This is a genomic window from Tardiphaga sp. P4_G1, assembly GCF_056401215.1.
The window spans coordinates 397,405-423,312 of record NZ_JBFUJU010000004.1 but is presented as its reverse complement, the minus strand read 5'-3'; the positions used below and the strand labels follow the sequence as shown (position 1 = coordinate 423,312).

Here is a 25,908-nt window from a genome sequence, read left to right as displayed (position 1 = left end):
GTTCTCGCGGACGCTCATAATTGCGCCCTCTCCCCTCGCGGGAGAGGGCTGCACAGACGGTCACGACATACTCGGTTCGGAGAGGGGGCTGGTCGTGGGCCCTCTCCCGCCTTCGCTTCGCGAAGGCACCCTCTCCCGCTGCGCAAAGCTTCGCCGGGGGAGAGGGAAAGTAAGATCAGACGTTGCGCTTCAGCGCATCGACGAGGTCGGTCTTCTCCCAGGAGAAGCCGCCGTCGGCATCCGGCGTGCGACCGAAATGACCGTAGGCCGACGTGCGGGCGTAGATCGGCTTGTTAAGGTCGAGATGCTTGCGGATGCCGCGCGGCGTCAGATCCATCGCGGCAGCAACGGCCTTCTCGATGGCATCGTCAGCGACCTTGCCGGTGCCGTGGGTATCGACATAGATCGACAGCGGGCGCGCTACGCCGATGGCGTAAGCGAGCTGCAGCGTCGCCTTGTCGGCGAGGCCTGCGGCGACGATGTTCTTGGCGACGTAACGCGCAGCGTAAGCGGCCGAACGGTCCACCTTGGTGGAGTCCTTACCCGAGAATGCACCGCCACCATGCGGGGCTGCGCCGCCGTAGGTGTCGACGATGATCTTGCGGCCGGTGAGACCTGCGTCGCCATCGGGACCGCCGATGAAGAACTTGCCGGTTGGGTTGATGTGCCAGATCGTCTTGTCGCTGATCCAGCCATCCGGCAGCGCCTTGCGGACATAGGGCTCGACGCGTTCGCGCACCTGGTTCGAGGTCATGTCCTCGACGAGATGCTGATGCGAGACGACGATTTCGCGCACGCCAACCGGCTTACCGTTTTCGTACTGCACGGTGACCTGGCTCTTGGAGTCCGGACCGAGCACCTTTTCGGTACCGGCATGACGGGCTTCCGAGATCAGGCGCAGGATCTTGTGCGCGTAGAAGATCGGTGCCGGCATCAGCTCGGGCGTTTCGTTGGTAGCGTAACCGAACATGATGCCCTGGTCGCCAGCGCCTTCTTCGGCATTGGTCGGCTGCTTGGCATCGACGCCCTGTGCGATATCGGCCGACTGCGGATGCAGCAGAATCTCGACGTCGGCGGTCTTCCAGTGGAAACCGTCCTGCTCGTAGCCGATGTCCTTGATGGCAGCGCGAACGACGGCTTCGATGTGGTCGTTGGTGACGGTGGATGGACCGCGGGTCTCGCCGGCGATCACAACCTTGTTGGTGGTGGCGAGGGTTTCGCAGGCAGCGCGAATATCCCAAGGATCAATGCCCGCCTTCGGGCCTTCGCGGAAGAACAGATCGACGATCTCGTCGGAGATACGGTCGCAGACCTTGTCGGGATGGCCTTCGGAAACCGATTCACTGGTGAAGAGATAAGACGCGCGCATCAACTGGTCCTCTAGGTTGCGCCGGAGCCCGGCAGCCTTTGTCACATTGTTCCAGAAATGTCAGTCGCGACGCCGCGAGATGACGTAGGATTCGTCGTAGAACCAGAGACCGTTGTGCTTGCGCAAAACTTCTCGGGTGGCATCCAGGTAACGGCCGCTCTCCGTCACTTCCGTCAAACGGTCATCCTCGATTTGAGCCACGTAAACCGCCGCGTTCCACGCTGCAAAAGCCGTCGAAGTTCCGATTGATCCGGTCACCTCGTTCGGCAGCGCCTCCATGGCGTAGCGAAAGATCGACCGCTGGTCGGAATAGGCATTGAAGTTCAGATCGCGGCCGGCTGAGCCCAGCTCGTATTTCACTGCGCGCAATAGCTCATGACGGCTCACGGCGAAAGGGTTTTCTTTGGGCCAGACGGCTTGGACGATCTCCATACCGGGGTCCTGCCCATGCGAGTGGATACCGATCAGTCGCCCACCTGCCCGCAGGGCCCGGGCCAGCGGCGCCATAATCCGTTTGGCCCGAAATTGCACCGAAGACTTCGCCCGATAGGGCTGGGAGGCGATAATCAGGTCAAAATTGGCCTCCGTGCGCCCTGCGCGGGGGATAATAGAATCCAGCAGGAACCGGTGATCCTCGCGATAAACCACCAGCGCCACGGGCCGTTCATAGGTCGGCATGCCTGATCGGGGGTTGATGCTGGCCCGCCAGTTGTCCTCAAGAAAAGCTCCAAGTCCGGCGATCTGGTCGGCGAATTCGCCGGACGAAGCCCCCCGCAGCGGAACTTCGTGCCAGATCATGGCGGCTGCGGCGGCCGGCGATGCCGGGGTCAGTGTGGGCGCCTCGGCATAGTGCATGTTGGTCAGCACGAAGACCGTGGCTGGATGTTCGAACAGCCGATCGGGCACCTTATCCAGGGTCAGCCGGACGTCCTCGAGACTGAGCTCCTTGCCGGCGATATAGAATGGCATATGCGGGAAACGGCCGTGCATCGAGCGCATCACCCGCGCCAGCACCGTACCGTCACCGACGCCCGCATCGAACACCCGCAGCGCTGGCGGGCGCGGATGGATGCTGGCCAATTCGAGCCCGACGCGATCGGCAATCACCCGCTTTTCCGAGCAGGTATGGACAAACAGCAGGTATTTCTGACGGTTCTCGAAGAAGCGGAAATTGCTGCGCGGATCACGCCGTTCGATCGGCGGCTCGAGCCCGCGTGGCGGCGGCACGCCCTCCGGCATCGACTGGGCGATGAAGGCCTGAATCCGCTCCAGCGTATCGATGGTGATGCGTTTTCCCTCACGCAGGCGATTCACCAGCTTGCCGTCGTTGACGGCCCGGCGACCGAAGGTCGACTCCGCCATCTCCGCCTGTCGGCAGAAATCCGAGATGATTCCGAGGATCTGATCGTTCTTCATGTGCGGGGATGTGACCGGAAGTGGGCAGAATTATGCTTGGCCCACTCTTTAGCACAGTCTGCCCACAGATGAAATGCCCCCTTCGATCCGCCTGCCGTCGTGTGAAAGTCGCGCGCTTCTGCTAGGATGTGCCAAGTTCAAATTCTCGCCTCTCGATCACTCAAAACGGGCTTTCTCCATGCGCATTGCGATGATCGGCACCGGTTACGTCGGCCTTGTGTCCGGCGCCTGCTTCGCCGATTTCGGCCATAACGTGATCTGCGTGGACAAGGACAGCAGCAAGATCGACGCCCTGCTCCGTGGCGAGATCCCGATCTTCGAGCCCGGCCTGGACGCGCTGGTCGCCAGCAATGTGAAAAGCGGCCGGCTCGGCTTCAGTCTCGACCTCAGTGAAGCCGTGAAGATGGCGGATGCCGTGTTCATCGCGGTTGGAACCCCGTCCCGCCGTGGTGATGGCCACGCCGATCTCAGCTACGTGCATGCCGCCGCGCGCGAGATCGCCGCCAACCTGCGCGATTTTACCGTGGTGATCACCAAGTCGACCGTGCCGGTCGGCACCGGCGACGATGTGGAACGTATCATCAGGGAAACCAATCCCGACGCCGACGTCGCCGTGGCGTCAAACCCGGAATTCCTGCGCGAGGGCGCCGCGATCCGCGACTTCAAGCATCCCGACCGCATCGTTGTCGGGACCGACGACGAGCGCGCGCGCACGGTGATCTCGGAGATCTATCGCCCGCTTTATCTCAATCAGGCGCCCATCATGTATACGGGTCGGCGCACGGCCGAGCTGATCAAATACGCCGCCAACGCGTTCCTCGCGACCAAGATCACCTTCATCAATGAAATCGCTGACCTGGCGGAGCGGACCGGCGCGGATGTCCAGGACGTCGCGCGTGGCATCGGTCTCGATAACCGCATTGGCGCGAAGTTCCTGCATGCAGGTCCCGGCTTCGGTGGCTCGTGTTTTCCGAAGGATACCCGCGCACTGGTGAAGACCGGTCAGGACTACGACGCGCCGTTGCGGATCGTCGAGGCCGTCCTCACCGTCAACGATAACCGCAAGCGCGCCATGGCCCGGAAGGTGTCTGCCGCGCTTGGCGGCAATCTGCGCGGCAAGACCGTCGGCGTGCTCGGACTGACATTCAAGCCCAATACCGACGACATGCGCGAGGCGCCGTCGATCCCCTTGATCACCGCGCTTCAGGATCTCGGCGCGACCGTGCAGGCCTACGATCCCGTCGGCATGGAACAGGCCAGGCACGAACTGCCGGATATCACCTATTGCGACGATGCCTATGCATGCGCGACTGGCGCCGACGCGCTGGTGATTGTGACCGAATGGGAACAGTTCCGCGCACTCGACCTCGCGCAAGTGAAGCAGAAGATGAAGCAGCCGGTCATCGTGGACCTGCGCAACATCTACCGTCCCGAGGAGATGGAGAAGGCCGGCTTCACCTATGAAAGCGTGGGCCGCGGCAAGTCCTGAGAGCTCATCGTCAGGAGACTAAATGCAAATGCCCGGCAAAAGCCGGGCATTTTTGTTGGCGAGCCGCCGGTCAGGCGACAGCGGGCTTACTTGCCCCACAACTCGTTCGCGACATCGACCGCGAGCTTGAGCTTCGCCCACTGCTCATCCTCGCTGAGGATGTTGCCTTCCTCGGTGGAGGCGAAGCCGCATTGCGGCGACACGGCCAGCTGCTCGAGCGGCGCGAACTTCGAAGCCTCTTGCAGGCGCGCCTTGATGTCTTCCTTCTTCTCGAGCTCACCGAACTTCGAGGTGATGACACCGACCACGACGACCTTGTTGCCCTTGGGCAGGAAGCGCAGCGGTTCGAAGCCGCCGGCACGGTCCGAATCGTATTCGAGGAAGTAGCCGTCGTAATTGGTACCAGCGAGCAGCGTTTCAGCCACTGGCTCGTAGCCGCCCGACGAAATCCAGGTGGAGCGGAAGTTGCCGCGGCAGACATGCGTGGTGATCACCATATCCGCAGGACGCTCGGCGATCGCGTAATTGATGATGCGCGAATAGATCTGCTGCAGATTGTCGGCATCCTCGCCGCGCGCGCGGACCTTGTTCAGTTCATCTTCCGAGCAGAGATAGGCCCAGACCGTGTCGTCGAACTGCAGGTAGCGGCAGCCGGCGTCGTAGAACGCCTTCACCGCCTTGCGATAGGCCTTGGCGAGATCCTCGAAGAACACTTCGATATCCGGATAGACCTCCTTCGAGATCGCCTTGCGACCGCCGCGGAAATGCAGAACTGCCGGCGACGGGATGGTCATTTTCGCGGTGACGCCCGCGGTGTCGCAATGCTTCTTCAGAAACTTGAAGTGCGCCAGCATCGGATGATCGTCGGGGAAATCGACCTTGCCGATCACGCGCACCGAGTCATGACGGGTCTCGACGCCGGTGAACTGGATGCCGGTGTCGGGATGATAGAGTTCGCAGCCGGTCAGCTTGGCGAGGAAATCGAAGTGCCACCACGAACGACGGAACTCGCCGTCGGTGGCGAGCTTGAGGCCGGTCGAGGCCTGGCGATGCACGACCTTCTCGATCTCGATGTCTTCGACCTTGCGCAGATCGTCGGCCGAAATCTCGCCCTTCTCCAGCTTGGCGCGCGCTTCCTTGATCGATGCGGGCCGCAACAGGCTGCCGACTTCGTCGGCACGGAACGGGGCTTTGGTTCTCTGCATAGTCGTTACTCCAGAATGCTCGGTTTGCAGATCAGCCGGGTGTGCCGGCCGTGTGTTTGTTCTTGCTGCCGGCAGCGCCGGCGACGCCGAGGAAATGCTCCAGCACCGCAGGATCGGATTTCAACGCTGCACTCGTCGCATCATGCACGATGGTGCCGCGTTCCAATATCACGACACGATCGGCGAGCCCGAGTATTTTTTGTGCATTCTGTTCCACGATGATGGAGCAGATGCCGCCGGCACGGGTGATCTTGCCCAGCGCTGCCAGCAACTCATCGACGATGATCGGTGCAAGGCCTTCGGTCGGTTCATCCAGCAGCAGCACCTGCGGATTGAGCGTCAGTGCCCGGCCGATCGCCAGCATCTGCTGTTCACCGCCGGACAGCTGATTGCCGAAATTGTTCTTGCGCTCTTCGAGCCGCGGAAACATCTCGTAGATCTTCTTGACGTCCCATGGCCCAGGCTGCGCCACGGCGGTCATGTTTTCTTCCACGGTGAGCGAGCGGAAGATATTGCGCTCCTGCGGCACCCAGCCGATGCCGGCGCGGGCGCGCTGGTCCGGCCGCAGCGACGTGATGTCTTTTCCGCCGAGCTTCAGCGTGCCGCTGAAGCGGCGGGTGACGCCGACAATGGAATTGATCAGCGTAGTCTTGCCGGTGCCGTTGCGTCCGAGCAGTGCCAGCACCTGGCTTTCGCCGAGTTGCAGCGTCATCTTCGGAATGACGACGGCTTCGCCATAGCCCGCGCGCAGGTCATTGATGTCGAGAAGGTCAGACATCGGCGCCCTCGCCCAGATACACGGCCTTGACGCGCGGATCGCGCGCCACTTCGTCCGGCGGGCCTTCCACCAGCATGGCGCCCGCGACCAGCACAGAGATGCGATCGGCAAAGGAGAATACCAGATCCATGTCGTGCTCGATCAGCAACACGGTGACGTCGCGCGGCAGGCTGGCGACGGCCGAGAGAATATCGTGGCGCTCGCTTTCCGGCACACCCGCAGCCGGCTCGTCGAGCAGCAGCACGCGCGGCTTGGTGGCAATGGCGACGGCGATCTCGAGCAGGCGCTGCTTGCCATAGGGCAATGTCGCCGTCGGTTCATTCATGACGTCGAGCAGATGAAAGCGCGCGAGGTTTTCCGCGATCGCGTCATTGACGTCACTGCGGGTGCCCATGCGACGCCACCAGTCGCTGCCATGGCCGAGATGTTCGGACGCAGCAAGACCGACCGTCTCCAGCGGAGTCATGTCGGGATAGAGCTGATTGATCTGGAATGTCCGGGACAGCCCGCGCAACACGCGCTTATGCACCGGCAGCCCGGTGATGTCGTTGCCCTCGAGCAAGATGCGGCCGGAATTGGGCTTGAGCACGCCCGTCAGAAGATTGATCACGGTTGTCTTGCCGGCACCGTTCGGGCCGATCAGCGCGTGACGCGCGCCGGCCTCGATCTTCAGCGACAGATCGCGGGTGACGCGGAGGCCACCGAAAGATTTTTCGAGATTGACGGTTTCCAGCGCGATGGTCATGGCGCCTCACCTTCCGGCGCAACGACCGGCGTCTTGGCGCGGCTGAACTTGCTTGCGATCAGGCGCGGCAGGAACATCGCCCAGCGATGCATGCGGTCGCGGCCGATCAGCACGATGACCACCAGCACGGCGCCGATCCAGAACTGCCAGTATTGCGGCGTCAACGTCGAGAACAGCTCCTGCAGCAGTTTGAAGATCACCGCACCGATCAAGCCGCCATAGAGATAGCCGGTGCCGCCGATGATCAGGACCAGCATCAGGTCAGCCGAGCGATCGAAGGCAAAACCGTCGAGCGAGGCGAGCGCCGTCGTCTGCGTCGAGAGTGCACCGGCAACGCCCGCATAGAAGGCGGCGATGGTGTAGATCGCGATCAGCCGGCGATTGACGGGAATGCCAATCGCCGAGGCGCGCAGCGGATTGTTGCGGATCGCTCGCAGCGACAGGCCGAACGGCGAATGCACGATGCGTCGCGCCAGCAGGAACAAGACGAACAGCACGCAGAGACAATAGATGAAGCCGACCTTGCCGAAGATGTCGAACGAGAACTGGCCGAGAATCGGCGCCATCTCGATGCCCTGAAGGCCATCGGATCCGCCGGTGATATTTGAAAAGCGGTTGGCGAGCTCGCGCAGCAACAGCGCAATACCGAGCGTCACCATCAGCCGCGTCAGATCTGACCCGCGCATGACGAGGAAGCTCGTCACGAAGCCAAGCGCCATCGCGGCAAGACCAGCAACTACCAATGCAATCACCGGTTCGGTGACGATGCCATGCAATGCGAGCAGCCCCGCCGCATAGCCGCCGAAGCCGAAGAAGGCCGCATGGCCAAGCGAGACGATGCCGGCATAGCCGAGGATCAAATCCAGCGACAGCGCAAACAGCGCGAGCCAGGCGATCTCGGTGAGGATCAGGTAGCGGTTCGGGAACAGCAGGATGCAACCGGCAGCGAGCAGCCAGAACACGACTTCGGGCCAGCGCCATTGCGCGCGCGCCATGGCGAAGGTGCCGACTTCCGGATGGGTGGTGCTATTCGCTGTCATGATCCCCTCACCGCGCCGCGGTGCGGCCGAACAGGCCGTTGGGGCGCCAGATCAGGATCACGATCATCATGGTGTAGATCACGAAGGCGCCGAGCTTCGGCACGTAATATTTGCCGGCGACGTCGCCGATGCCCAGCAGCAGCGAAGCCAGGAATGGCCCGGTGATGCTAGACGAGCCGCCGACCGTCACCACGATCAGGAAGTAGATCATGAACTTCAGCGGGAAATACGGATCGAGGCCGAGGATTTCCGCGCCAAGTGCGCCGCCCATGCCAGCCAATCCGCAGCCGAACGCGAAGGTCAGCGCGAAGACCTGCGGGACGTTGATGCCCAAACCTGACGCAGCCCGCGGATCGTCGACCGCGGCGCGCAGCCGGCTACCGAAGCGCGTCTTCGACAGGATCATCTGCAATGCGATGGTGAGCAATCCGCAGATCACGATGATCATCAGGCGATAGCGACCGACGCCAAGGCCGAACAGATTGATCTGACCCTGCAGATAATCCGGGAGATGGATAAAGGTCTGCGCCGAGCCCATGAAGTAGTCCATCGCCGTCACGGACATGAAGACGAGGCCGATGGTGAACAGCACCTGATCCAGATGGCTGCGCGTATAGAGGTGGCGATATAGCGATCGCTCCAGCACGGCGCCGATCGCAGCGCTCACCACGAAAGCAATCGGCAAAGCCGCGAAGAATGGCAGGCCGGCGCGATTGACCAGGATCGCGCAGGCATAGCCGCCTGCCATGGCGAAGGCGCCATGCGCGAGGTTGACGAAGTTCATCAGACCCAGCGTCACCGCCAGCCCGCACGCCAGCACGAACAGCAACATGCCGTAGGCGACGCCGTCGAACAGAATGGTGAGAAGGGTCATGCAGTCTTCGCACTTTCTTGTCCCTCCCCCTTGCGGGGAGGGTGGCCGGCCGCAAGGCCGGTCGGGTGGGGGTGGCGCATACTCTGCAGAGCTCGGGGCACTCCCACCCCGGCCTCCGCTTCGCTCGGCCGACCCTCCCCGTCTAGCGAAGCTTTGCTTCGCGCGGGGGGAGGGAGACCATTAGCGACGTCGCGTCACGTCAAGCTTGATACTTATTTCTTCGTCTTGCCGGGATCCTTCACCGCCTCGAAGGTCGCGAATTCGATGTTGTAGAGTTCGCCGTCCACCTTCTCGACCTTGCGGATATAGATGTTCTGCACGATGTCGCGGGTCTCCGGATCGATCGAGATCGGGCCGCGGGGGCTCTCCCACTTCATGCCCTTCATCGCCGCGATCAGACTGTCGCCGTCGGCCTTGCCGCCGGTCTTCTTCAGTGCCTCGTAGACGAGATGGATGCCGTCCCAGCCGCCGACGGCCATGAAGCCCGGACGGGTGTTGTAGGCCTTCTTGTAGGCCGCAACGAACTCCTTGTTCATCGCCGAGGGATGCGCTGCCGAATACAGATGCGCAGTCACGGCGCCCAAGGCTGCATCGCCCATGTTGTTCAGCAGGTCGTCGTCCATCACGTCGCCGGGTCCGATCACCTTGATGCCGGACTTGTCGAGGCCACGCTCGGCATACTGCTTCATGAAGTTGCCGCCCTGCCCGGCGGGCACGAACACGAACACCGCGTCGGGCTTGCTGTCCTTCATGCGCTGCAGGAACGGCGCGAAATCGGGATTGGCCAGCGGCACCTTGACCTCTTCGACGATCTCGCCGCCACCGGCGGTGAAGTGCTCCTTGAAGAACTGCAGTGCGTCGTTGCCCGGTGCGTAGTCGGAGGTCAGCGTCGCGACCTTCTTGATGCCGTTCTTGGCGGCCCAGTCGCCGATGATGGTGGAGGACTGCGCCAGCGTGAACGAGGTGCGCACGATATAGGGCGAACGCTCGGTGATGATCGAGGTGCCGGCAGCCATCACGATTTCCGGCACCTTCGCCTGGGTCGCGAGCGGCGCAGCGGCCAACGCAGCCGGTGTCACGCCGAAGCCGGCGATGATGTTGACCTTCTCGTTGACGATCAGTTCCTGCGCGAGGCGCTTGGTGTTGTCAGGCAGCGCCGCGTCATCCTTGAGGATGATTTCGACCTTCTTGCCGGCAACAGTGTCGCCGTTTTTCTGCTGATAGAGCTTGATGGCATTGTTGATCTGCTGGCCGGTCGAAGCCTGGCCGCCAGTCATGGGCACGATCAGGCCGATCTTGACGGTCTCCTGCGCCTGCGCGAGCCCGCCGATGGACAGCACGCTGACAGCGGTCACGGTCGCGGAAATCAAATTCCTCAGCATTAATTCCTCCTCTGTAGGTGATGCCGGCTCTTCAAGGCCGTGAAGTCATAGTCCCCATACGCTGTCGCCCGCGATGATGATCGCCCGCGATAACGGAGCCATGTTGACCTGTCAACGCCTGGGTTGACAACACAACGCGGTCTGTTGAACTGCGTAATGCTGACGCATCGTGGCATGCTGCTAAAGTCTAGCCAAGCATTCACGGGCCGCTCGATTTCCGTTCATTTCAGATTGCAGATCGTATCCAGATGACAAAGCCGGTGATCAACCATGGACGATATGTACCGGCGCTCATCAATTTCCTGGGCAACAAGCTCGCCGCGGGTGCCTCGAGTGCCTATCGGCGCGAATTCGGCGTCGGCGTCACGGAATGGCGAATCCTCTCGAAGCTCGCCAGCGAAGACGCGTGCACCGCACAACAGATTTGCCAGTATTTCGATCTCGACAAGGGTCTCGTCAGTCGCACCCTTAAATCTCTGGTCGATAACGGCAGCGTGACAGTGACCGATCTGGCCGGCGACAACAGGCGCGTCGTCATCCTGACCAAATCCGGCCGCGCGCTGCATGACCGGATCATCGAGCTGGCGCTGGACCGCGAACGGGTCCTGCTGGATTGCCTCGATGAGAAGGAAGTCGAAAAGCTGATCGACATGCTGGGCCGCCTGCTGGCACAGGCACCGGCGGTCAACGCGGTACAGGTTCGCAAACCCGCTGCATCGAAGCGCAAGACCACGGCGTGAGACGACATGGCTGAGTGCGGCCACGCGCCGTCCTTGCCCGCGCCTGTGCGCGTGCGTGGCGGTCCCGGTGGCCTCCCTCAAGAATGAGGGAGATGAAGCGCCGAAAGGCGCGACTTGGGTACAGTGCCGCAGCGTAGTGTCCGGATCGCCGGACAGCAGAGGCCGCGGAAACGCCTTTCGACGCTCCATCGTGGCGATTTCTGTCCCCGGGACCGTTCTTCCGGGCAAAGGCGCAGACCTCCGCAGTCCGCTTATCCCGACGGTTTCCCGCCGTTCACCAATGCCACGTCCAGCCAGCATGAGTGGCAGACCCCCGTAGTGGGGCCGGACGGTGACCCAAGGCCTCCCGAGTGCGTGAGGAAACGTCTTCCTCCCGCCCGCAGGCGCCACATCCCGCCCCGCGCCAGTCGGCGTCCCGGTAACGCTCCCTCAAGTGGAGCGGGATGCAAGGGAATATAATCTGCATTGGAATGACGTCAAGGATTATTTTCAAATTCCTGCCGAACGAATGCGCGCAGCGCACCGCGCCCTCGGCACCTGTTACCACGTATAGCGCGCAACACCCTTGCCGGCATAGCTGCGCGTGACATCCGAGAACTCGCCCTCGAACGTCGCCGCGAACGACAGGCCGTTACTCCATGCCATCTCGGCCGAGGCGGTGGTCAGCGCCGCATCGCGTGCCGGCGCTGCGCCGGACACCGTGAACGATGCGCCTGGCAGCGACTGGAACGTAGCGGCCACGCTGCGATCGCTGTTGAAGTCATGCGCCCACGCGGCGCGGCCACGCAGCGTCAGGATCGCATCGTTGACGGCGAAGGACTTGTCGGTGCGCAGGCCGAGTTCGCTGCGGGTCGATGTCACTGTCTTGCCCGCGTAGTTCAGCGCAAAGGTGCTGGCGCCGCCATTGACGGTTTCCGCATAGGACGGCAGGTCGAATGCGATCACCTGCGCGGCGACATAGGGCGTCACGCCGACGCCGCCGAGCCATGAACTCACAGTGCGGTTACCGCCTTCGACCCGCGCCGAATAGGAATTCGCATTGAATTGCGCATGCAGGCGATCAAGACCAGCGACGGTCACGATGCGATCGGTGGTGATGTCCTGCCAGCCATAGGCGGCCGCGGCGGTGATATAGGCAGACGACACGCTGTGGCGCACGAAGGCACCGGCCTGGAACATGTCCGAATGACCGCTGCCGCCATTGGCCACGGAGAAATTGGTGCCGGCGCCCGCCAGCGAGAATCCGGCCACCGTGTTCGGCGACAACAGCACATCGGCGCCGACAGCGGTGCCGCCGATGCTGCTGCGCGCGGTGTTCGATCCCGTCGCCGCATTGCCGTCGGTGGTCTGCGATCCGCCGAAGCCCGACGCCCAGACGCTCCAGCGTGTCTCGAAGGACGGCGCGCGCGGCGGCGCCTTGGTCAACATCGCGAAGGCATCACGCGGCTTGCGCGCATCCGCGTAGCCCATAGCGCCCGGCGTATCAAAGCCCCTGCCCGCGCTGAACGGATCGGTCATCAAGCCCATGAACTGCGTCATGGCGTTGAACGTCGTCTGCTGCGATCCCGTCGCCGTCTCGCCCGAGGTCTGGGTCAGCGCGTTGCGCAGTGCATCGCCGATGAGCGCAAACAGCGCGTTGAACTGGTCCGGCATCGTGCCGCCGCTCATGAGCGCATTGTCGATGGCGGTTGCGACGCCTTTCTGATTACGGCCGGCACTGTCCGGCAGGTTCGGGCTGAGCAGGCCGGGATCGACGGTCAGGAACACATCGTTGCCCACATAGCTCAGCCGCGCATTGCGCGCGAAGCTGTTGATCACGGTTATCGTGTCGAAGCTGCCGCTGATCGTGCCGGCATTGAGGATCGTATAGGTCGTCGTCGCGGCGATGCGCGCCAGCGGATCGACTGCGAGTTTGCCGGCCAGCGTCGCGGTGCCGGTGACGATGGTCTTGTCCGATGATGCTCCGGAGATCTGCACCAGATAGGTCGATGCCGCCGTCATCGTCAGGCTGCCAGTGACATTGAGCGTGCCGATCGAGTTGCCGGGCGCCAGCGTGCCGCCATTGATCAGCGTGTCGCCGACAAAACCGTTGCCGCCGAGCGTGCCGCCTGAATTCACCGTGGTCAGCGACGACGACGCGATTGAACCGTTGACGCTGAGCGTGCCGGCGTCGACCGTCGTCGTCCCGGTATAGGTGTTGATCCCGCTCAGCACGGTGTTGCCCGCACCGGTCTTCACCAGTTTGCCCTGGTCGGCGCCGCTGTCGGAAATGACTCCGTCGAAGCTGTAGAAGTTCGAGCGATTGAAGATCAGCGTGCCGCCGTTGGCGACATCGCCGACGATCGAACCGGTGGTGCCGCCATTGCCGATCTGCAGCGTCGAGCAGAAGCAGATCGCGGTGCCGCCGGTATAGGTGTTGGCGCCGGTCAGTGTCGTGACGCCGGTGCCGTCGATCCACAGCGACATCTTCGCCGCCGCGCCATCCTTGATCACACCGGCAAAGGTCGTGCTGCTGTTGTTGAGGCCGACGACCAGAACCGCATCGGCGGCGTTGGCATTGGTTACGTTGCCGGCGCCGGCCAGCGAGCCGATGAACTGGAACGGGCTGTCGAGGGCCAGCGTGGCGCCGGCCGCGATCGCATAGGCGCTGTCCGGGCTGAGCGAGCCGCTCGCGAGCAGCGTGCCGGCAAGAATATTGGTGGCGCCCGTATAAATGCTGTTGCCGGTGAGCGACAGTGTACCGGCGCCGGTCTTGGTCAATGCGCCAGGCGTCCCGCCGCTGTCCGCGATATTGCCGGACAGTTCGAGAGTGCCGGTATCGACCTGCAGGGTGCCGCCGCCAGTGCCCAAAGCAATGCTGCGCGCGGATGAAAAGCCGGCAGTCGTCTGCAGCGTGCCGCCATTGAAGGTCAGCGCACCCGCGCCAGCGCCGAGGCTGGCATCCTGCGCGACACTGATAGTGCCGCCGGCAAAGGTCGTGCCGCCGGTGTAGGTGTTGATCCCGGACAGGATCATGGTGCCGGCGCCGGTCTTCACCAGCGAGCCGCCGGTGCCGCCGTCGGCGATGACGCCGGTGACGTTGGTGGAGAAGTTGTTGCCACCGACCGTCAGTTCGTTTTGGCCCAGTCTGAAAGTGCCGCCGCCGTTGATCGAGCCGGCGCTGAGCTTGTTGTCGCCAAGGGGGCCGGTCGATCCGCCGAAATCCGTGGTACCCGCCGCGCCATTGGTGATAGCCGCGTTGCCGGCCGTGCTGGTGTTAATGAATTGCAGTTGGAAGTTGTTGGCGATGGTGGCACTGCCGGCCGTGCTGGAGTTGGCGAAAGTCATGACGCTGTTGTTGGTGATGTCGACTGAGCCGCCGTTGACGACGATGCCGGCGCCGACGAAAAAGAGACTGCTGCCGACGGTGAAGCTGTAAGCCGAAGCACCGGCATTGAAGGTCCAGCCGCCGAGGGTCGTAGAGGCCGAAAATGACAGCGCGGCGACGCCGGACGTGCCGAAGAACGCGGTGCCGGTCGGCACCGCGGCCGGGGCCCAGTTCGCTACCGTGTTGAAGTCGCCGCTGCCGGGGGCGTTCAGCCATGTGGCGTCCTGCGCTGCCACCGGCAGCGTCGTCAGGACCAGCGCCGTTGCGGTGACAAGGCGGGCGAGCCAGCAGCGCGCCACTCGTTGATTCAAAACCCGCATCCTACCCGCCACCCGTTGCAATTTAACGCAGAGAGCGCGGTGAGTTCATGCACTCGAATCCAATATGGCATGATGCTACCGCGTCGTCGCCTCATTATTTCTCACCGCAAGCGACTGGACGAGCTGGCCGGCTTTTTGGCAGCGAGATTGCCGGAACACTGAGGCCGCCCAGCCACGCTCGGTAATATTCGACCGTTGATTTGCCTTCAATTCTCGGCAAGCACGTCGCAGATCTGCTATATTCCGCAGACCGCCTCAAATGATGTTGCCGCCATGCCAGTAGCCCGCCGCGTCCCCGCTTTTGTCTGTCTTGTACTGCTGTCCTGCAGTCTTGGCGGTTGTGGCTCGATCAGTTCATTCATGGCCGGCGGCATGGCCGACCTGATCCCGGCATGGGCTGGCGGCCTGCCCGCCGATGCGCCGCCGCGTCCGGGCAGCCCGGAATACGAAGCCTATGCGAAGCGGCACGAGCAGCAGCAATCCGGCGCCATGACCGGGCCCGACCCCGCCACATCGCCCTCTGCAGAAGCCGTTCGCTGATCGCGCTATCGTGCGGCGCCGCGACGGCGTCGCTCAGTTCATGAAAACAACGGTCTTCATACCGTTGAGGATCACGCGATCCTCAAGGTGATAGCGCATGGCGCGCGCCAGCACGCGGCGCTCGATGTCGCGGCCCTTGGCGACGAGTTCTTCCGGCGTGTCGCGATGGCTGATGCGCTCGACGTCCTGATCGATGATCGGACCTTCGTCGAGATCGCTGGTCACGTAATGCGCGGTGGCGCCGATCAGCTTGACGCCGCGCGCATGTGCCTGGTGATAGGGTCGCGCGCCCTTGAAGCCCGGCAGGAACGAGTGGTGGATGTTGATGCACTTGCCGGAGAGTTTCGCCGACATCTCGTCGGAGAGGATCTGCATGTAACGCGCCAGCACCACGAGCTCGGTCTCGGTCGTGCCGACCAGATCCCAGATCGCCTGCTCCTGCTCGCGCTTGGTCTCCTTGGTGATCGGCATGTGGTGGAACGGGATGTCGCCGAAATCGAGATCCTTGAAGGCCTCGCGCGGATGGTTCGAGACGATCGCGGTCGGGATCATGTCGAGATCGCCCGTGCGCCAGCGATACAGAATATCGACGAGGCAGTGATCGGACTTCGACACCAGCAGCATGACGCGGCGACGGGTCGCCCGGTCGCGCATCTGCCAGTCCATCTTGAAGCGCTCGGCGATGGCGCCGAAGCCGGTCTTCAACGCCGCCAGCTCGACATTCACATCCGCGGCGTTGAACACGACGCGCATGAAGAAGTGGCCGGTCTCGACATCGTTGAACTGCTGGGCATCGAGAATGTTCTGGCCATTTTGGGCCAGGAAGGTCGATACAGCGGACACAATGCCAGGGCGGTCTGGACAGGACAGGGTCAGGACGAATTGATGGGACATGGGACGGGCTGATCTGCTTCAAGTGAACTGGAATTGAGGCCCTGCTCTATCATCCGCGGCGGCCTTGCGCCAATCCAATTGCGCGCTGCAATATGGACGTTATTGCCAGCGAATTAACGTGCGAAAACAGGCAGAAAACAGAGATGGCTGACAAGCTCAACGGTTACCGCATCCTGATCCTGGAGACCCGCGAGGAAGCGCAATTCTCCCGCCTGCTGACCGAACAGGGCGCCAATGTGCTGCAATGTCCGATGTTCACCATCGAGGATGCGCCGGATTCCGCCCCGGTCGAGGCCTGGATTGGCCGATTCATCGCTAACCCGTTCGACGACCTCGTTTTAATGACCGGCGAAGGGCTTCGCCGGATGATGAAAATCGTGCGCCACCGCGGCATCGAAAAAGAGTTCGTGGCGGCGGTCGGCAAATCCCGCAAATTCGCACGCGGTCCGAAGCCCGGGCGCGCCTTGCGCGAGATCGGCCTCGAGGCTGACATCACCACCGAGAAGCCGACCTCCGAAGGCGTCGCCGAAATGCTGTCGCGGCTCGATCTCAAAGGCCATCGCCTCGGCCTGCAGCTCTATCCCGAGAAGGAGCACAGCGTTCTGATATCAGCGATCACCGCCTGCGGCGCCGAGGTCGATCCCGTGCTGCCTTACGTCTACGACTCCAAGGCCGCTGAAACGAACATCCTCTCGGCCATCGACGAAATGGAAGCCGGCCGCGTCGATGCCATCGCGCTGACGAGTTCGGGTCAGGTGCGCCGTCTCGTCGATGCAGCGAAGGCGCACGGCCGCGAGGATCAATTGCGCAGTGCACTTGCAAAGACACCGATCGCATCGGTTGGTCCCGTCGTGTCTGATGAATTGAAATTGTACGGCCTCGAGGCCGACATCTATCCAGCCAATGATGCGTTCTTCATGAAGCCGCTGATCTCGGCGATGTCGATCGCGCTCGACAAGGCTGCAGCGCGCGCCGAATGACTTGACGCCCGCACACATCTCGACATGATGCCCCGACACATAAAAAAATGATCGGGCGGAAATGCCAAACTTGCCACTATCGGATTTGCGTGTCGCGGAAATCGGATCCGGCGATACGCTGGATTACTGCGGCAAACTGTTTTCCGATTTCGGCGCCGAGGTCATCAAGATCGAACCGCCGGGCGGCGATCATGCGCGGCAATACCCGCCGCTCGTCGATGCCGGCGATGGCCGCCGCGAGAGCGGATATTTCGCCTGGCTGAATACCAACAAACGCAGTGTCATTGCCGATCTCAACAAGTCCGACGATGTCGCGCGTATCCGCGCGTTGCTTGCGACATGCGACCTGCTGATCGACGCGCGCGCGCCTTCGGAGATTCCGAACTCACTCCTGACGCATGATGATCTGCGCAACGAGCAACCCGGCCTCGCGATCACCGCGATCTCGTGGTTCGGCGAACACGGCCTCTACAGCAATTATCAGACGACGGACTCCGTCTGTCGCAGTCTCGCGGGCAGCGTGAAGCTGGTCGGTGCGCAGGAAGGCCCGCCGGTGCTGCCGCGCGACGGCCAGATCGCCGTCATGGCCGGCCTCACCGCGTTCATTCCGACACTGGCCGGCATGTATGGTCGCAACACCGGCGCGCGGCGCTTTGCGGTCAGCGCGCATGAGGCGATGTTGCAGATCAGCGAATTCGACACAGGACTCGCACTGGAAGTCGGCTTCACGCGGCCACGCATGGCCATCAACCGGTTCGGCCGCGGCTATCCCGTCGGCAATTTCCCAACCAAGGACGGCTGGCTCGGCATCACGGTCGTGACGCCGGCGCAATGGGCTGCGTTCTGCGTGATGCTCGGCCTTCCCGAACTGGAGACAGAGCCGCAGTTCAACGACGGTCTCGCGCGCACCAACAATTCCAAAGCGCTGTTCGATATCTTCCAGCCCATCCTGATGCACAAGAGCGCCAACGAATGGTTCGAGATGGGCATCAAGCTGCGTCTTCCGCTCGCTGTCGTGCCGGACATGGAGACGCTGCTGAAGCAGCAATACTACCGCGATCGCGGCGCCTTCGCGAAAGTCGAGATTGGAACGGCATCATTCGATGCGCCGGTGCTGCCGCAGACACTCACCGGTTCGCGGCCGAAGCCGAATGGCCGCGTGCCATTTGCCGGCGATGACACGATCGACGCCCTGCCCACGCATCAGCGCGTAGCGACGCGGCAGGCAACACCGGACGATCCGCAGCCGTTGAAAGGCCTGCGCATTATCGATCTCACCATGGGCTGGGCCGGACCATCGGCAACGCGGCAGATGGGCGATCTCGGCGCCGACGTCATCAAGGTCGAGTCCTGCCAGTATCCGGACTGGTTTCGCGGCACCGATCCGCGCGGCCCGTATTTTCCGGAACGCACCTACGAGAAAATCTACTGGTTTCAGCAGATGAACCGCAACAAGCGCGGCATCACGCTGGATCTCACCAATCCCCGCGGCAAGGAGCTGCTGAAACAACTGCTCGCCGGCGCCGACGCGGTGATCGACAATTATGCCGCCGACGTGCTGCCACGCATGGGTCTCGACGCCGCAGCGATGCACAAGATCAATCCACGCCTCGTCGTCGTGACGATGCCCGCCTTCGGCATGACCGGTCCATGGAGCGGCGTGCGCGCCTATGGTTCGACGCTGGAGCAGGCCTCAGGCCTGCCATCTGTCACCGGCCGCGAAGGCGATCCGCCGACCATGCTGCATGCCGCGCTCGGCGATCCCTTCGGCGGCGTCAGCGCCGCAGCAGCATTGATGCTCGGCTTCATGCATCAGAAGAATACCGGCCTCGGCCAGCACATCGATCTCAGTGCGACGGAAGCCCTGCTGCCTCTTGTCGCACCCTCGGTCATCGAGCAATCAGCCACCGGCAAATCCGGCCCGCGCATCGGCAACCGGCATCCGCGCTTCGTGCCGAACGGTTGCTTTCCCTGTCTCGGCGAAGATCAGTGGATCACCATTGCCGTGCGCAGCGACGACGAATGGCGAGCGCTGTGCAAGGTCATGCATCGCAACGACCTGGCTGAAGATGCTGCACTTGCCACCACCGAGGGCCGCCGCGCCGAGGAGGACCGTATTGAGGTCGCGGTCCGGCACTGGACGACGACGGTGCGACCGGATCTGGCCATGGTGACGCTGCAGGACGCCGGCGTGCCCGCGGGTACCGCGCGACTGCCGCTGGATCTGGCCGGGGATCCGCACCTGCTCGCAGTCGGACATTGGCAGCCTGTGACCAAGGTATTTATGGGCCCGCATCTGCTGCCCTCCGTTGCCTATCGCGAAGGCAGTGCGAAACTGCCCTACCCGATCACCCGGCTGGCGCCGACGCTCGGCCAGCACAATGAGGAAGTCCTGCGCGATCTCCTGGGCCTCAGCGCAGCGGACATCGACGAATTGCGCGCCGCGGAAATCATTGGCGACGCTGCGATATCCAAGAAAGCGAAGGCCGCGCCTACGACCAAGTGAGGCAGCAAGTGAGGCTTGCAGCTTCGGCGGCCATGGCTCACACTCCCGGCATAAGGCCAGCGACGGATGGATCAAAAGATTCGGCGTCGCGAAAACGGCCAGCACAAATGCTTCCAGGGAGAAACACCATGCGCAAACTAGCCCTCATTGCGTCCATTGCGCTGCCGATGCTCGGCGGCTCGGCGATGGCGCAGGAGACCGTGAAGATCGGTTATATCGATCCACTGTCCGGCGGCGGCGCCAGCGTCGGCGAAGTCGGCCTCAAGACCTTCCAGTTTCTCGCCGACGAGCTGAACGCCAAGGGCGGCATTCTCGGCAAGAAGGTCGAGATCGTCCCGCTCGACAACAAGACCAATCCGCAAGAGAGCCTGATCCAGGCACAGAAGGCGATCGATGGCGGCATTCGCTACATCACCCAGGGCAACGGCTCGTCGGTCGCCGGTGCGCTGTCGGATTTCGTCACCAAGTTCAATGACCGCAATCCTGGCAAGGAAGTGCTGTACTTCAACTATGCCGCCGTCGATCCGGTGTTGACCAACGAGAAATGCAGCTTCTGGCATTTCCGCTGGGATGCCAATTCAGACATCAAGATGGAAGCGCTCACCAACTACATCAAGACCGTGCCTGCGGTGAAGAACGTCTACCTGATCAATCAGGATTACTCGTTCGGTCAGTCGGTGCGCAGCCAGGCGCGCGCCATGCTCGGCGCCAAGCGGCCCGACGTGAAGATCGTCGGCGACGAGCTGCATCCGCTGCTGAAGATCACCGACTTCGCGCCCTATATCGCGAAGATCAAGGCATCTGGTGCCGACAGCGTCATCACCGGCAACTGGGGTCAGGATTTTGCCCTCTTGCTGAAGGCTGCGGCTGACGCAGGCCTGAAGGTGAGCTGGTTCACCTATTATGCCGGCGGCACCGGTGGCCCGACCGCCATCAAACAGGCCGGCCTGAATCATCAGGTATTCCAGATCGCCGAAGGCATCCCGAATCTCGGCCACGCCTCGGCCGACGTGTTCGAAAAGGCACTGCGCGCGAAATATGACTTCAGCCTGTTCTATCCGCGCGCTGTGAACGAGATGCGCATGTTCGCCGCGGCCGCCGAGAAAGCGAAGTCGCTCGATCCGGTGAAGGTGGCTGCAGCGCTCGAAGGCATGGAGTTCGAGGTGTTCGACGGCGGCAAGGGCAACATGCGCAAGGACGACCATCAGTTCTTCCAGCCGATGTATATCGCCTCGTTCGGCGAGCGCACCGACAAGGAGCCGTTCGACGAGGAAAAGACCGGCTGGGGCTGGAAGCTGGCCGCCAAGATCGACACGCCGCAGACGGTGCTGCCGACAACCTGCAAGATGGAACGGCCGTAAGCCCTGCCTTCTCCCCGCCTGCGGGGAGAAGGTGGACCGAACTTGCAGAGCAAGTTCGGGACGGATGAGGGGGACTCTCAGTTTCACTCACTGCCTCCCCCTCACCCGGATTGCTGCGCAATCCGACCTCTCCCCGCAAGCGGGGAGAGGTTAAGACGCCGCCGCACTCCGGCACACTCCTCACCCGAGAGGCAGATACTTCGTGCTTGAACTGATCGTCATCTCCACGCTCAACGGCGTCCTCTACGGCATGCTGCTATTCCTGATGGCCTCAGGCCTGACGGTGATCTTCAGCATGCTCGGCGTGCTGAACTTCGCCCATGCCAGTTTCTATATGCTCGGCGCGTTCTTCGGCTTTCAGATCAGCCGCTGGTTCGGCTTCTGGCCGGCGCTGATCCTTGCGCCGCTGCTGGCCGGCGCGCTCGGCGCCGCCGTCGAACGCTATGGCCTGCGTCACGTCCACAAGAACGGCCACGTCGCCGAGCTGCTGTTCACCTTCGGGCTTGCGTTCGCCATTGAGGAGATCGTGCAGATTATCTGGGGCAAGAGCCCGGTTGATTTCCGCGTACCGCCGCTGCTCGACTTCCCGGCCTTCACGCTGTTCTCCACCAACTACCCGGCCTTCAAGATCTTCATGCTGGTCGTCTCCATCGTGATCTTCATCGGATTGCTGGTGGTGCTGAAGCGCACGCGTATCGGCCTGATCGTACAGGCGGCGCTGACGCATCCGCATATGGTCGGCCATCTCGGACACAATGTCGGGCGCATCTTCATGCTGGTATTCGGCGTCGGCACCGCGCTGGCTGCCGTTGCTGGCGTGATCGCAGGCCCGGCACTTGTCACGCAATCCAACATGGCCGGTCTGCTGGGTCCGATCCTGTTCGTGGTCGTGGTCGTCGGCGGCCTCGGCTCGCTGCCTGGTGCCTTCATCGCCTCATTGCTGATCGGCCTCGTGCAGACCTTCGCTGTATCGATGAACGGCTCGCTGGCCGGCGCCTTCGGCCCGCTCAGCCCTGACTACGCCGCCACCTGGCTGTCCGACATCTGGAACGTCACCGTCGCCCAGATCGCGCCGATCATGCCCTATCTGCTGCTGGTGCTGATCCTGATCTTCCGCCCGATGGGCCTGCTGGGAACACGCGACACATGAGCGACGCCTTAGCCAAGATTCCGGCAACCATCGCGCCGCCCCGCCCCGCCGCCTCCGACCGGCTGAAGTTCTACGGCATCTGGATCGCCGCCGCGCTGGCGCTGCTGGTGCTGCCGAAACTGTTCTCGTCGGGCGGATCGCTGACCACCTTCAGCCTAATCGGCATCTCGATCATCTTCTCGCTGTCCTACAATATCCTGCTCGGCCAGACCGGCATGCTGTCGTTCGGCCATGCCGTCTATTACGGCCTCGGCGGCTTTCTAGCGATCCACGCCATCAACATCATCGCCAGGAACAAGTTCGCGATCCCGCTGCCGCTGGTGCCTTTGGTCGGCGGCGCGGCCGGCCTCGTCTTCGCCATGCTGCTCGGCTGGGTGTCGACGCGGCGCTCCGGTACGGCCTTTGCGATGATCTCGCTCGGTGTCGCAGAACTGGTGGCGTCGTCGGCGCTGATCCTGCGCACCTTCTTCGGCGGTGAAGCCGGCGTCTCCGCTAATCGCACCAAAGTCCTGCGCCTGTTCGACTGGAGCTTCGGTCCGCAGATCCAGATCTATTATCTGGTCGCGGCCTGGACGCTGATCGCCGTCATCGCGATGTATGCCCTCACCCGCACGCCGCTCGGGCGCATGTGCAACGCCGTACGCGACAATCCCGAACGCGTGCAGTTCGTCGGCTACGATCCGCACATCATCCGCTATATCGCCTTCTGCTTCTCCGGCCTGTTCGCAGGTATTGCTGGCGCGCTGGCCGCGATCAATTTCGAGATCGCCAATTCGGCCTATCTCGGCGCCGTGCAATCGGGCACCGTGTTGTTCGCCACCTATATCGGCGGCGTCGGCTTCTTCATCGGTCCGATCGTCGGCGCGATCTTCGTCACGCTGCTGTCGCTCGGCCTCTCCGATCTCACGCAGGTCTGGCAGCTCTATTTCGGCCTGATTTTCATCGCCGTGGTGATGTTCGCGCCCGGCGGCATTACAGGCCTGCTGATGATGCACCGGCCGCTGCTGAAAGGCGGCACGCTCAGCCGCGTGCTGCCAAGCTATCTCGTCGCCTTCGTACCGACGCTGGCGATGATCACCGGCCTGATGCTGGCGATCGAGACCACGGTCCACTTCACCGTCAATCCCGGCGAGGATTCGCATATCAAAGCCTTCGGGATTCCATTCGATGCAGCGAACCCCGCGATCTGGGCCGTTGCCGCCGTGCTGCTGATCGGCGGCTTCATCATCGCGCGCAAGACCTGGGCCCGCGTCGCCRGCAGTTGGGACGATGCCCTGACCGCCGCGCGCGAGAAGGGAGTGGCCGCATGAGCACCGCCATTGAATTGCGCGGCGTCGAGAAGACCTTCGGCATCACCTCCGTGATCCGCAACGTCAACCTGACGGTCGCGCAAGGCGAACGCCACGCGCTGATCGGCCCCAACGGCGCCGGCAAGTCGACGCTGTTCAATCTGATATCAGGCTATATGAAGCCATCAGTCGGCAGCATCCTGCTGCGCGATCAGGTGATCTCCGGCCTGCCGCCGTTCCAGATCAACCGGCGCGGATTGTCGCGCTCGTTCCAGGTCACCAACGTGTTCGCCAAGATGAGCGTGTGGGAAAACCTGCGCTGCGCCGTACTCTGGGCCACCGGCCATCGTTACGCGTTCTGGAAGAATGTCGACAACCTGCCCGAGGTGCGCGACCGCACCGCGCAGATCCTGCAGGATATCAACCTCGTGTCGCGCCGCGACGTGCCCGCGGGTCTCTTGACCTATGCCGAACAGCGCGCGCTCGAAATCGGCATCACCATTGCAGGCGGCGCCGATGTCATCCTGCTGGACGAGCCTACCGCCGGCATGAGCCACGCCGAGACCGAACGCGCGGTGGCACTGATCCGGCGGCTCACCGAGGGCCGCACGCTCCTGATCGTCGAACACGACATGAGCGTGGTGTTCGGCCTCGCCGACCGCATCTCGGTTCTGGTCTATGGCCAGATCATCGCCTCGGGCACGCCGGAGGAGATCCGCGGCAATCCCAAGGTCAAGGAAGCCTATCTCGGCGAGGAGGCTGCCTGATGCTGGAAGTCACGGATCTGCACGCCTATTACGGCAAGAGCCACATCCTGCAGGGCGTCGACCTGCATATCGATGCCGGCGAAGTGGTGTCTCTGCTCGGCCGCAACGGCGTCGGCCGCTCGACCACCGTCAAGGCGATCATGGGCGAAGTACCGCCGCATGGCTCTATCAAGTTCAAGGGCAAGGACATCGCCGGCCTGCCGAGCTTCAAGATCGCGCATCTTGGCCTCGGCTATGTGCCGGAGCATCGCGACATCTTCCCGGGCCTGACAGTGCGGCAGAACCTGATGCTGGGCATCAAGGATCCGCGCAAGCCGGGCCAGTGGAAACTCGACGATATGCTGGACATGTTTCCGAACCTCGCAGCCCGCGCCGATACCGCCGCGGGCGTAATGTCGGGCGGCGAGAAGCAGATGCTGACGATCTGCCGGACGCTGATGGGCGATCCTGAACTGGTGATGATCGACGAGCCCACCGAAGGCCTCGCACCGATCATCGTCCAGCAGGTCGGCGACCTCATCGCCGAGATCGCGCGCCGCGGCGTGGCGATCCTGCTGGTCGAGCAGAAGCTCTCCATCGCGCTGCGCATCTCGCATCGGGTCTATGTGATGGGGCACGGCCGCATCGTGTTCGAGGGAACGCCGGCCGAACTCAAGGCCAATGACGCCGTGCGCAGGGAATGGTTGGAAGTGTAAGCGCCGACTTCCTTACCTCGCCCCGCTTGCGGGGAGAGGTCGGAGCCGAGCGTCAGCGAGGCTTCGGGTGAGGGGGAGCCAGTGTTTCACTCGCTGGCTCCCCCTCACCCGTCGCGGACTTCGTCCACGCCACCCTCTCCCCGCAAGCGGGGCGAGGGAATCCCTAATCGCCGTAGCTACCCAGCTTCTCTAGATCGACCACTGTCACGCCGCCATATTCGAGCCGCAGCAGACCCTCCTTCTCCAGCGTCTGCAGGCACTGGTTCGCCCTCTGCCGCGAAATGCCGCTGATTGCACCGAGCTCTTCCTGGGTGATGTCCAGATGCCTGGTCGCGTCGCGATAGAGGATCGGGTTGAACAGCGAGGCAATGCAGCGCGCGAGCCGCCCGGTAGAATCGAGCCTGCGGCCATATTCCGTCAGTGCGATGAACTGACCGAGCCGTTCGTTCAACAGCGAGACCAGGAAGCGGTTAAAGCCGACACTGTTCTCGAACAGCCACATGAATGCCGGACGCTCCATGAACGCCAGCTTGGAGTCGCGTAGCGGCACAATGTCGTAACGTCGCGGTTCGTTCTTCAGCACGCTGCCCTCGCCGAACCACGCGCCCGCCGTCAGGCCGGTGATGCTGACTTCCTTGCCGCTGCGCGAGATGGTGCCGATCTTCGCCAGACCGCTGACAACGCCGGTCCAGTATTCAAACTGGTCACCGCGCATGCAGACGAATTCATTCGCCTTGAACGACTTCTCGACGATGCCGGCGCGCGCGACCTCGATCTCCTTCTCGTTCAGGTCCCGCGCCCAGGCCGCGATGCGCTTGAGATGATCTGCAGCAATCATAGGGTCCGCTTCACTTCGAATGTTGCAGCGCAAAAGAACGCTCGCGCGACAAATTGGCAGGCAGATTGTCCGCCGCGAGACATTTCAGGATACCGATTTGACGTAGGGAAGACCACCGCGAAAGGTCATTAGTAGAATGGCTTAGCGTCACCGGGCGATATAG

General features: G+C 62.7%; 21 protein-coding genes. 10 read left to right on the top strand and 11 right to left on the bottom strand.

Annotation, left to right across the window (positions count from 1 at the left end):
* Window positions 1–175: 175 nt before the first annotated feature.
* A complete protein-coding gene (metK, locus tag AC1DUY_RS12350) occupies window positions 176–1,369 on the bottom strand; it encodes a methionine adenosyltransferase (RefSeq protein WP_089268239.1) in 1,194 nt (397 codons plus the stop codon).
* A gap of 60 nt (window positions 1,370–1,429) precedes the next feature.
* Window positions 1,430–2,785 carry a hypothetical protein gene (locus AC1DUY_RS12345; RefSeq protein WP_089268228.1) on the bottom strand — a complete coding sequence of 452 codons (1,356 nt, stop codon included), beginning with the start codon at window positions 2,783–2,785 and terminating at the stop codon, window positions 1,430–1,432.
* Window positions 2,786–2,963: 178 nt separating this feature from the next.
* Here AC1DUY_RS12345 and AC1DUY_RS12340 point away from each other — a divergent pair, with 178 nt between their 5' ends.
* On the top strand, window positions 2,964–4,274 hold the full coding sequence (locus AC1DUY_RS12340) for a UDP-glucose dehydrogenase family protein (protein ID WP_478114530.1): 1,311 nt from the start codon (window positions 2,964–2,966) through the stop codon (window positions 4,272–4,274).
* An 86-nt stretch (window positions 4,275–4,360) separates the two neighbouring features.
* Here the strand turns inward: AC1DUY_RS12340 and AC1DUY_RS12335 are convergent, their stop codons facing one another.
* The 6 genes from AC1DUY_RS12335 to AC1DUY_RS12310 all read right to left on the bottom strand — a co-directional run bounded on the left by AC1DUY_RS12335 (window position 4,361) and on the right by AC1DUY_RS12310 (window position 10,298).
* Complete coding sequence (locus AC1DUY_RS12335) at window positions 4,361–5,479, bottom strand: cobalamin-independent methionine synthase II family protein (protein ID WP_478114528.1); 1,119 nt, start codon at window positions 5,477–5,479, stop codon at window positions 4,361–4,363.
* A gap of 31 nt (window positions 5,480–5,510) precedes the next feature.
* On the bottom strand, window positions 5,511–6,257 hold the full coding sequence (locus AC1DUY_RS12330; RefSeq protein ID WP_120290649.1) for an ABC transporter ATP-binding protein: 747 nt from the start codon (window positions 6,255–6,257) through the stop codon (window positions 5,511–5,513).
* A complete protein-coding gene (locus AC1DUY_RS12325) occupies window positions 6,250–7,002 on the bottom strand; it encodes an ABC transporter ATP-binding protein (RefSeq protein WP_089268231.1) in 753 nt (250 codons plus the stop codon). The genes AC1DUY_RS12330 and AC1DUY_RS12325 overlap by 8 nt, the downstream gene beginning before the upstream one ends.
* Window positions 6,999–8,042 (bottom strand): branched-chain amino acid ABC transporter permease, encoded by a 1,044-nt coding sequence (locus AC1DUY_RS12320; protein WP_478114526.1) that lies wholly within the window; start codon window positions 8,040–8,042, stop codon window positions 6,999–7,001. Before AC1DUY_RS12320 ends, AC1DUY_RS12325 begins: the two co-directional genes overlap by 4 nt.
* A gap of 7 nt (window positions 8,043–8,049) precedes the next feature.
* Complete coding sequence (locus AC1DUY_RS12315) at window positions 8,050–8,916, bottom strand: branched-chain amino acid ABC transporter permease (protein WP_068738185.1); 867 nt, start codon at window positions 8,914–8,916, stop codon at window positions 8,050–8,052.
* A 212-nt stretch (window positions 8,917–9,128) separates the two neighbouring features.
* The gene (locus AC1DUY_RS12310) at window positions 9,129–10,298 is read right to left on the bottom strand and encodes an ABC transporter substrate-binding protein (RefSeq protein ID WP_175366718.1); all 1,170 of its coding nucleotides are present in this window, start codon (window positions 10,296–10,298) and stop codon (window positions 9,129–9,131) included.
* Window positions 10,299–10,546: 248 nt separating this feature from the next.
* Between AC1DUY_RS12310 and AC1DUY_RS12305 the strand changes: the two genes are divergently transcribed.
* Window positions 10,547–11,038 (top strand): MarR family winged helix-turn-helix transcriptional regulator, encoded by a 492-nt coding sequence (locus AC1DUY_RS12305; protein WP_068738189.1) that lies wholly within the window; start codon window positions 10,547–10,549, stop codon window positions 11,036–11,038.
* A 540-nt stretch (window positions 11,039–11,578) separates the two neighbouring features.
* On the opposite strand, the gene AC1DUY_RS12300 is transcribed toward AC1DUY_RS12305, so the two are convergent.
* Entirely contained in the window at window positions 11,579–14,716 is a 3,138-nt protein-coding gene (locus AC1DUY_RS12300) for an autotransporter outer membrane beta-barrel domain-containing protein (protein ID WP_478114522.1), read from the bottom strand.
* A gap of 282 nt (window positions 14,717–14,998) precedes the next feature.
* Between AC1DUY_RS12300 and AC1DUY_RS12295 the strand changes: the two genes are divergently transcribed.
* Window positions 14,999–15,265 (top strand): hypothetical protein, encoded by a 267-nt coding sequence (locus AC1DUY_RS12295; RefSeq protein ID WP_139212653.1) that lies wholly within the window; start codon window positions 14,999–15,001, stop codon window positions 15,263–15,265.
* 33 nt (window positions 15,266–15,298) lie between these two features.
* Here AC1DUY_RS12295 and purU read toward each other — a convergent pair whose 3' ends face one another.
* Window positions 15,299–16,159: a formyltetrahydrofolate deformylase gene (gene purU / locus AC1DUY_RS12290; RefSeq protein WP_184515047.1), complete on the bottom strand. Its 861-nt coding sequence runs from the start codon at window positions 16,157–16,159 to the stop codon at window positions 15,299–15,301.
* A gap of 143 nt (window positions 16,160–16,302) precedes the next feature.
* Here purU and AC1DUY_RS12285 point away from each other — a divergent pair, with 143 nt between their 5' ends.
* The 7 genes from AC1DUY_RS12285 to AC1DUY_RS12255 all read left to right on the top strand — a co-directional run bounded on the left by AC1DUY_RS12285 (window position 16,303) and on the right by AC1DUY_RS12255 (window position 24,907).
* A complete protein-coding gene (locus AC1DUY_RS12285) occupies window positions 16,303–17,139 on the top strand; it encodes a uroporphyrinogen-III synthase (RefSeq protein ID WP_478114519.1) in 837 nt (278 codons plus the stop codon).
* 61 nt (window positions 17,140–17,200) lie between these two features.
* Entirely contained in the window at window positions 17,201–19,645 is a 2,445-nt protein-coding gene (locus AC1DUY_RS12280; RefSeq protein WP_478114517.1) for a CaiB/BaiF CoA-transferase family protein, read from the top strand.
* A gap of 128 nt (window positions 19,646–19,773) precedes the next feature.
* Entirely contained in the window at window positions 19,774–21,006 is a 1,233-nt protein-coding gene (locus AC1DUY_RS12275; protein WP_093760115.1) for a branched-chain amino acid ABC transporter substrate-binding protein, read from the top strand.
* Window positions 21,007–21,208: 202 nt separating this feature from the next.
* A complete protein-coding gene (locus AC1DUY_RS12270; RefSeq protein ID WP_068738207.1) occupies window positions 21,209–22,156 on the top strand; it encodes a branched-chain amino acid ABC transporter permease in 948 nt (315 codons plus the stop codon).
* A complete protein-coding gene (locus AC1DUY_RS12265) occupies window positions 22,153–23,466 on the top strand; it encodes a branched-chain amino acid ABC transporter permease (RefSeq protein WP_478114514.1) in 1,314 nt (437 codons plus the stop codon). The genes AC1DUY_RS12270 and AC1DUY_RS12265 overlap by 4 nt, the downstream gene beginning before the upstream one ends.
* Window positions 23,463–24,212, top strand: coding sequence for an ABC transporter ATP-binding protein (locus AC1DUY_RS12260; protein ID WP_092147550.1), 750 nt, complete (start codon window positions 23,463–23,465; stop codon window positions 24,210–24,212). Before AC1DUY_RS12265 ends, AC1DUY_RS12260 begins: the two co-directional genes overlap by 4 nt.
* Window positions 24,212–24,907, top strand: coding sequence for an ABC transporter ATP-binding protein (locus tag AC1DUY_RS12255; protein ID WP_478114512.1), 696 nt, complete (start codon window positions 24,212–24,214; stop codon window positions 24,905–24,907). The genes AC1DUY_RS12260 and AC1DUY_RS12255 overlap by 1 nt, the downstream gene beginning before the upstream one ends.
* A 163-nt stretch (window positions 24,908–25,070) precedes the next feature.
* Here AC1DUY_RS12255 and AC1DUY_RS12250 read toward each other — a convergent pair whose 3' ends face one another.
* The gene (locus AC1DUY_RS12250) at window positions 25,071–25,745 is read right to left on the bottom strand and encodes a Crp/Fnr family transcriptional regulator (protein WP_478114510.1); all 675 of its coding nucleotides are present in this window, start codon (window positions 25,743–25,745) and stop codon (window positions 25,071–25,073) included.
* Window positions 25,746–25,908: the final 163 nt, after the last annotated feature.

Coding starts and splice junctions, on each gene's coding strand:
- AC1DUY_RS12345 (WP_089268228.1), bottom strand. CDS start 2,785: ATGAAGAACGATCAGATCCTCGGAATCATCTCGGATTTCTGCCGACAG.
- AC1DUY_RS12315 (WP_068738185.1), bottom strand. CDS start 8,916: ATGACCCTTCTCACCATTCTGTTCGACGGCGTCGCCTACGGCATGTTG.
- AC1DUY_RS12285 (WP_478114519.1), top strand. CDS start 16,303: ATGGCTGACAAGCTCAACGGTTACCGCATCCTGATCCTGGAGACCCGC.
- AC1DUY_RS12310 (WP_175366718.1), bottom strand. CDS start 10,298: ATGCTGAGGAATTTGATTTCCGCGACCGTGACCGCTGTCAGCGTGCTG.
- purU (WP_184515047.1), bottom strand. CDS start 16,159: ATGTCCCATCAATTCGTCCTGACCCTGTCCTGTCCAGACCGCCCTGGC.
- AC1DUY_RS12320 (WP_478114526.1), bottom strand. CDS start 8,042: ATGACAGCGAATAGCACCACCCATCCGGAAGTCGGCACCTTCGCCATG.
- AC1DUY_RS12275 (WP_093760115.1), top strand. CDS start 19,774: ATGCGCAAACTAGCCCTCATTGCGTCCATTGCGCTGCCGATGCTCGGC.
- AC1DUY_RS12295 (WP_139212653.1), top strand. CDS start 14,999: ATGCCAGTAGCCCGCCGCGTCCCCGCTTTTGTCTGTCTTGTACTGCTG.
- metK (WP_089268239.1), bottom strand. CDS start 1,369: ATGCGCGCGTCTTATCTCTTCACCAGTGAATCGGTTTCCGAAGGCCAT.
- AC1DUY_RS12305 (WP_068738189.1), top strand. CDS start 10,547: ATGACAAAGCCGGTGATCAACCATGGACGATATGTACCGGCGCTCATC.
- AC1DUY_RS12260 (WP_092147550.1), top strand. CDS start 23,463: ATGAGCACCGCCATTGAATTGCGCGGCGTCGAGAAGACCTTCGGCATC.
- AC1DUY_RS12340 (WP_478114530.1), top strand. CDS start 2,964: ATGCGCATTGCGATGATCGGCACCGGTTACGTCGGCCTTGTGTCCGGC.
- AC1DUY_RS12250 (WP_478114510.1), bottom strand. CDS start 25,745: ATGATTGCTGCAGATCATCTCAAGCGCATCGCGGCCTGGGCGCGGGAC.
- AC1DUY_RS12255 (WP_478114512.1), top strand. CDS start 24,212: ATGCTGGAAGTCACGGATCTGCACGCCTATTACGGCAAGAGCCACATC.
- AC1DUY_RS12325 (WP_089268231.1), bottom strand. CDS start 7,002: ATGACCATCGCGCTGGAAACCGTCAATCTCGAAAAATCTTTCGGTGGC.
- AC1DUY_RS12330 (WP_120290649.1), bottom strand. CDS start 6,257: ATGTCTGACCTTCTCGACATCAATGACCTGCGCGCGGGCTATGGCGAA.
- AC1DUY_RS12280 (WP_478114517.1), top strand. CDS start 17,201: ATGCCAAACTTGCCACTATCGGATTTGCGTGTCGCGGAAATCGGATCC.
- AC1DUY_RS12335 (WP_478114528.1), bottom strand. CDS start 5,479: ATGCAGAGAACCAAAGCCCCGTTCCGTGCCGACGAAGTCGGCAGCCTG.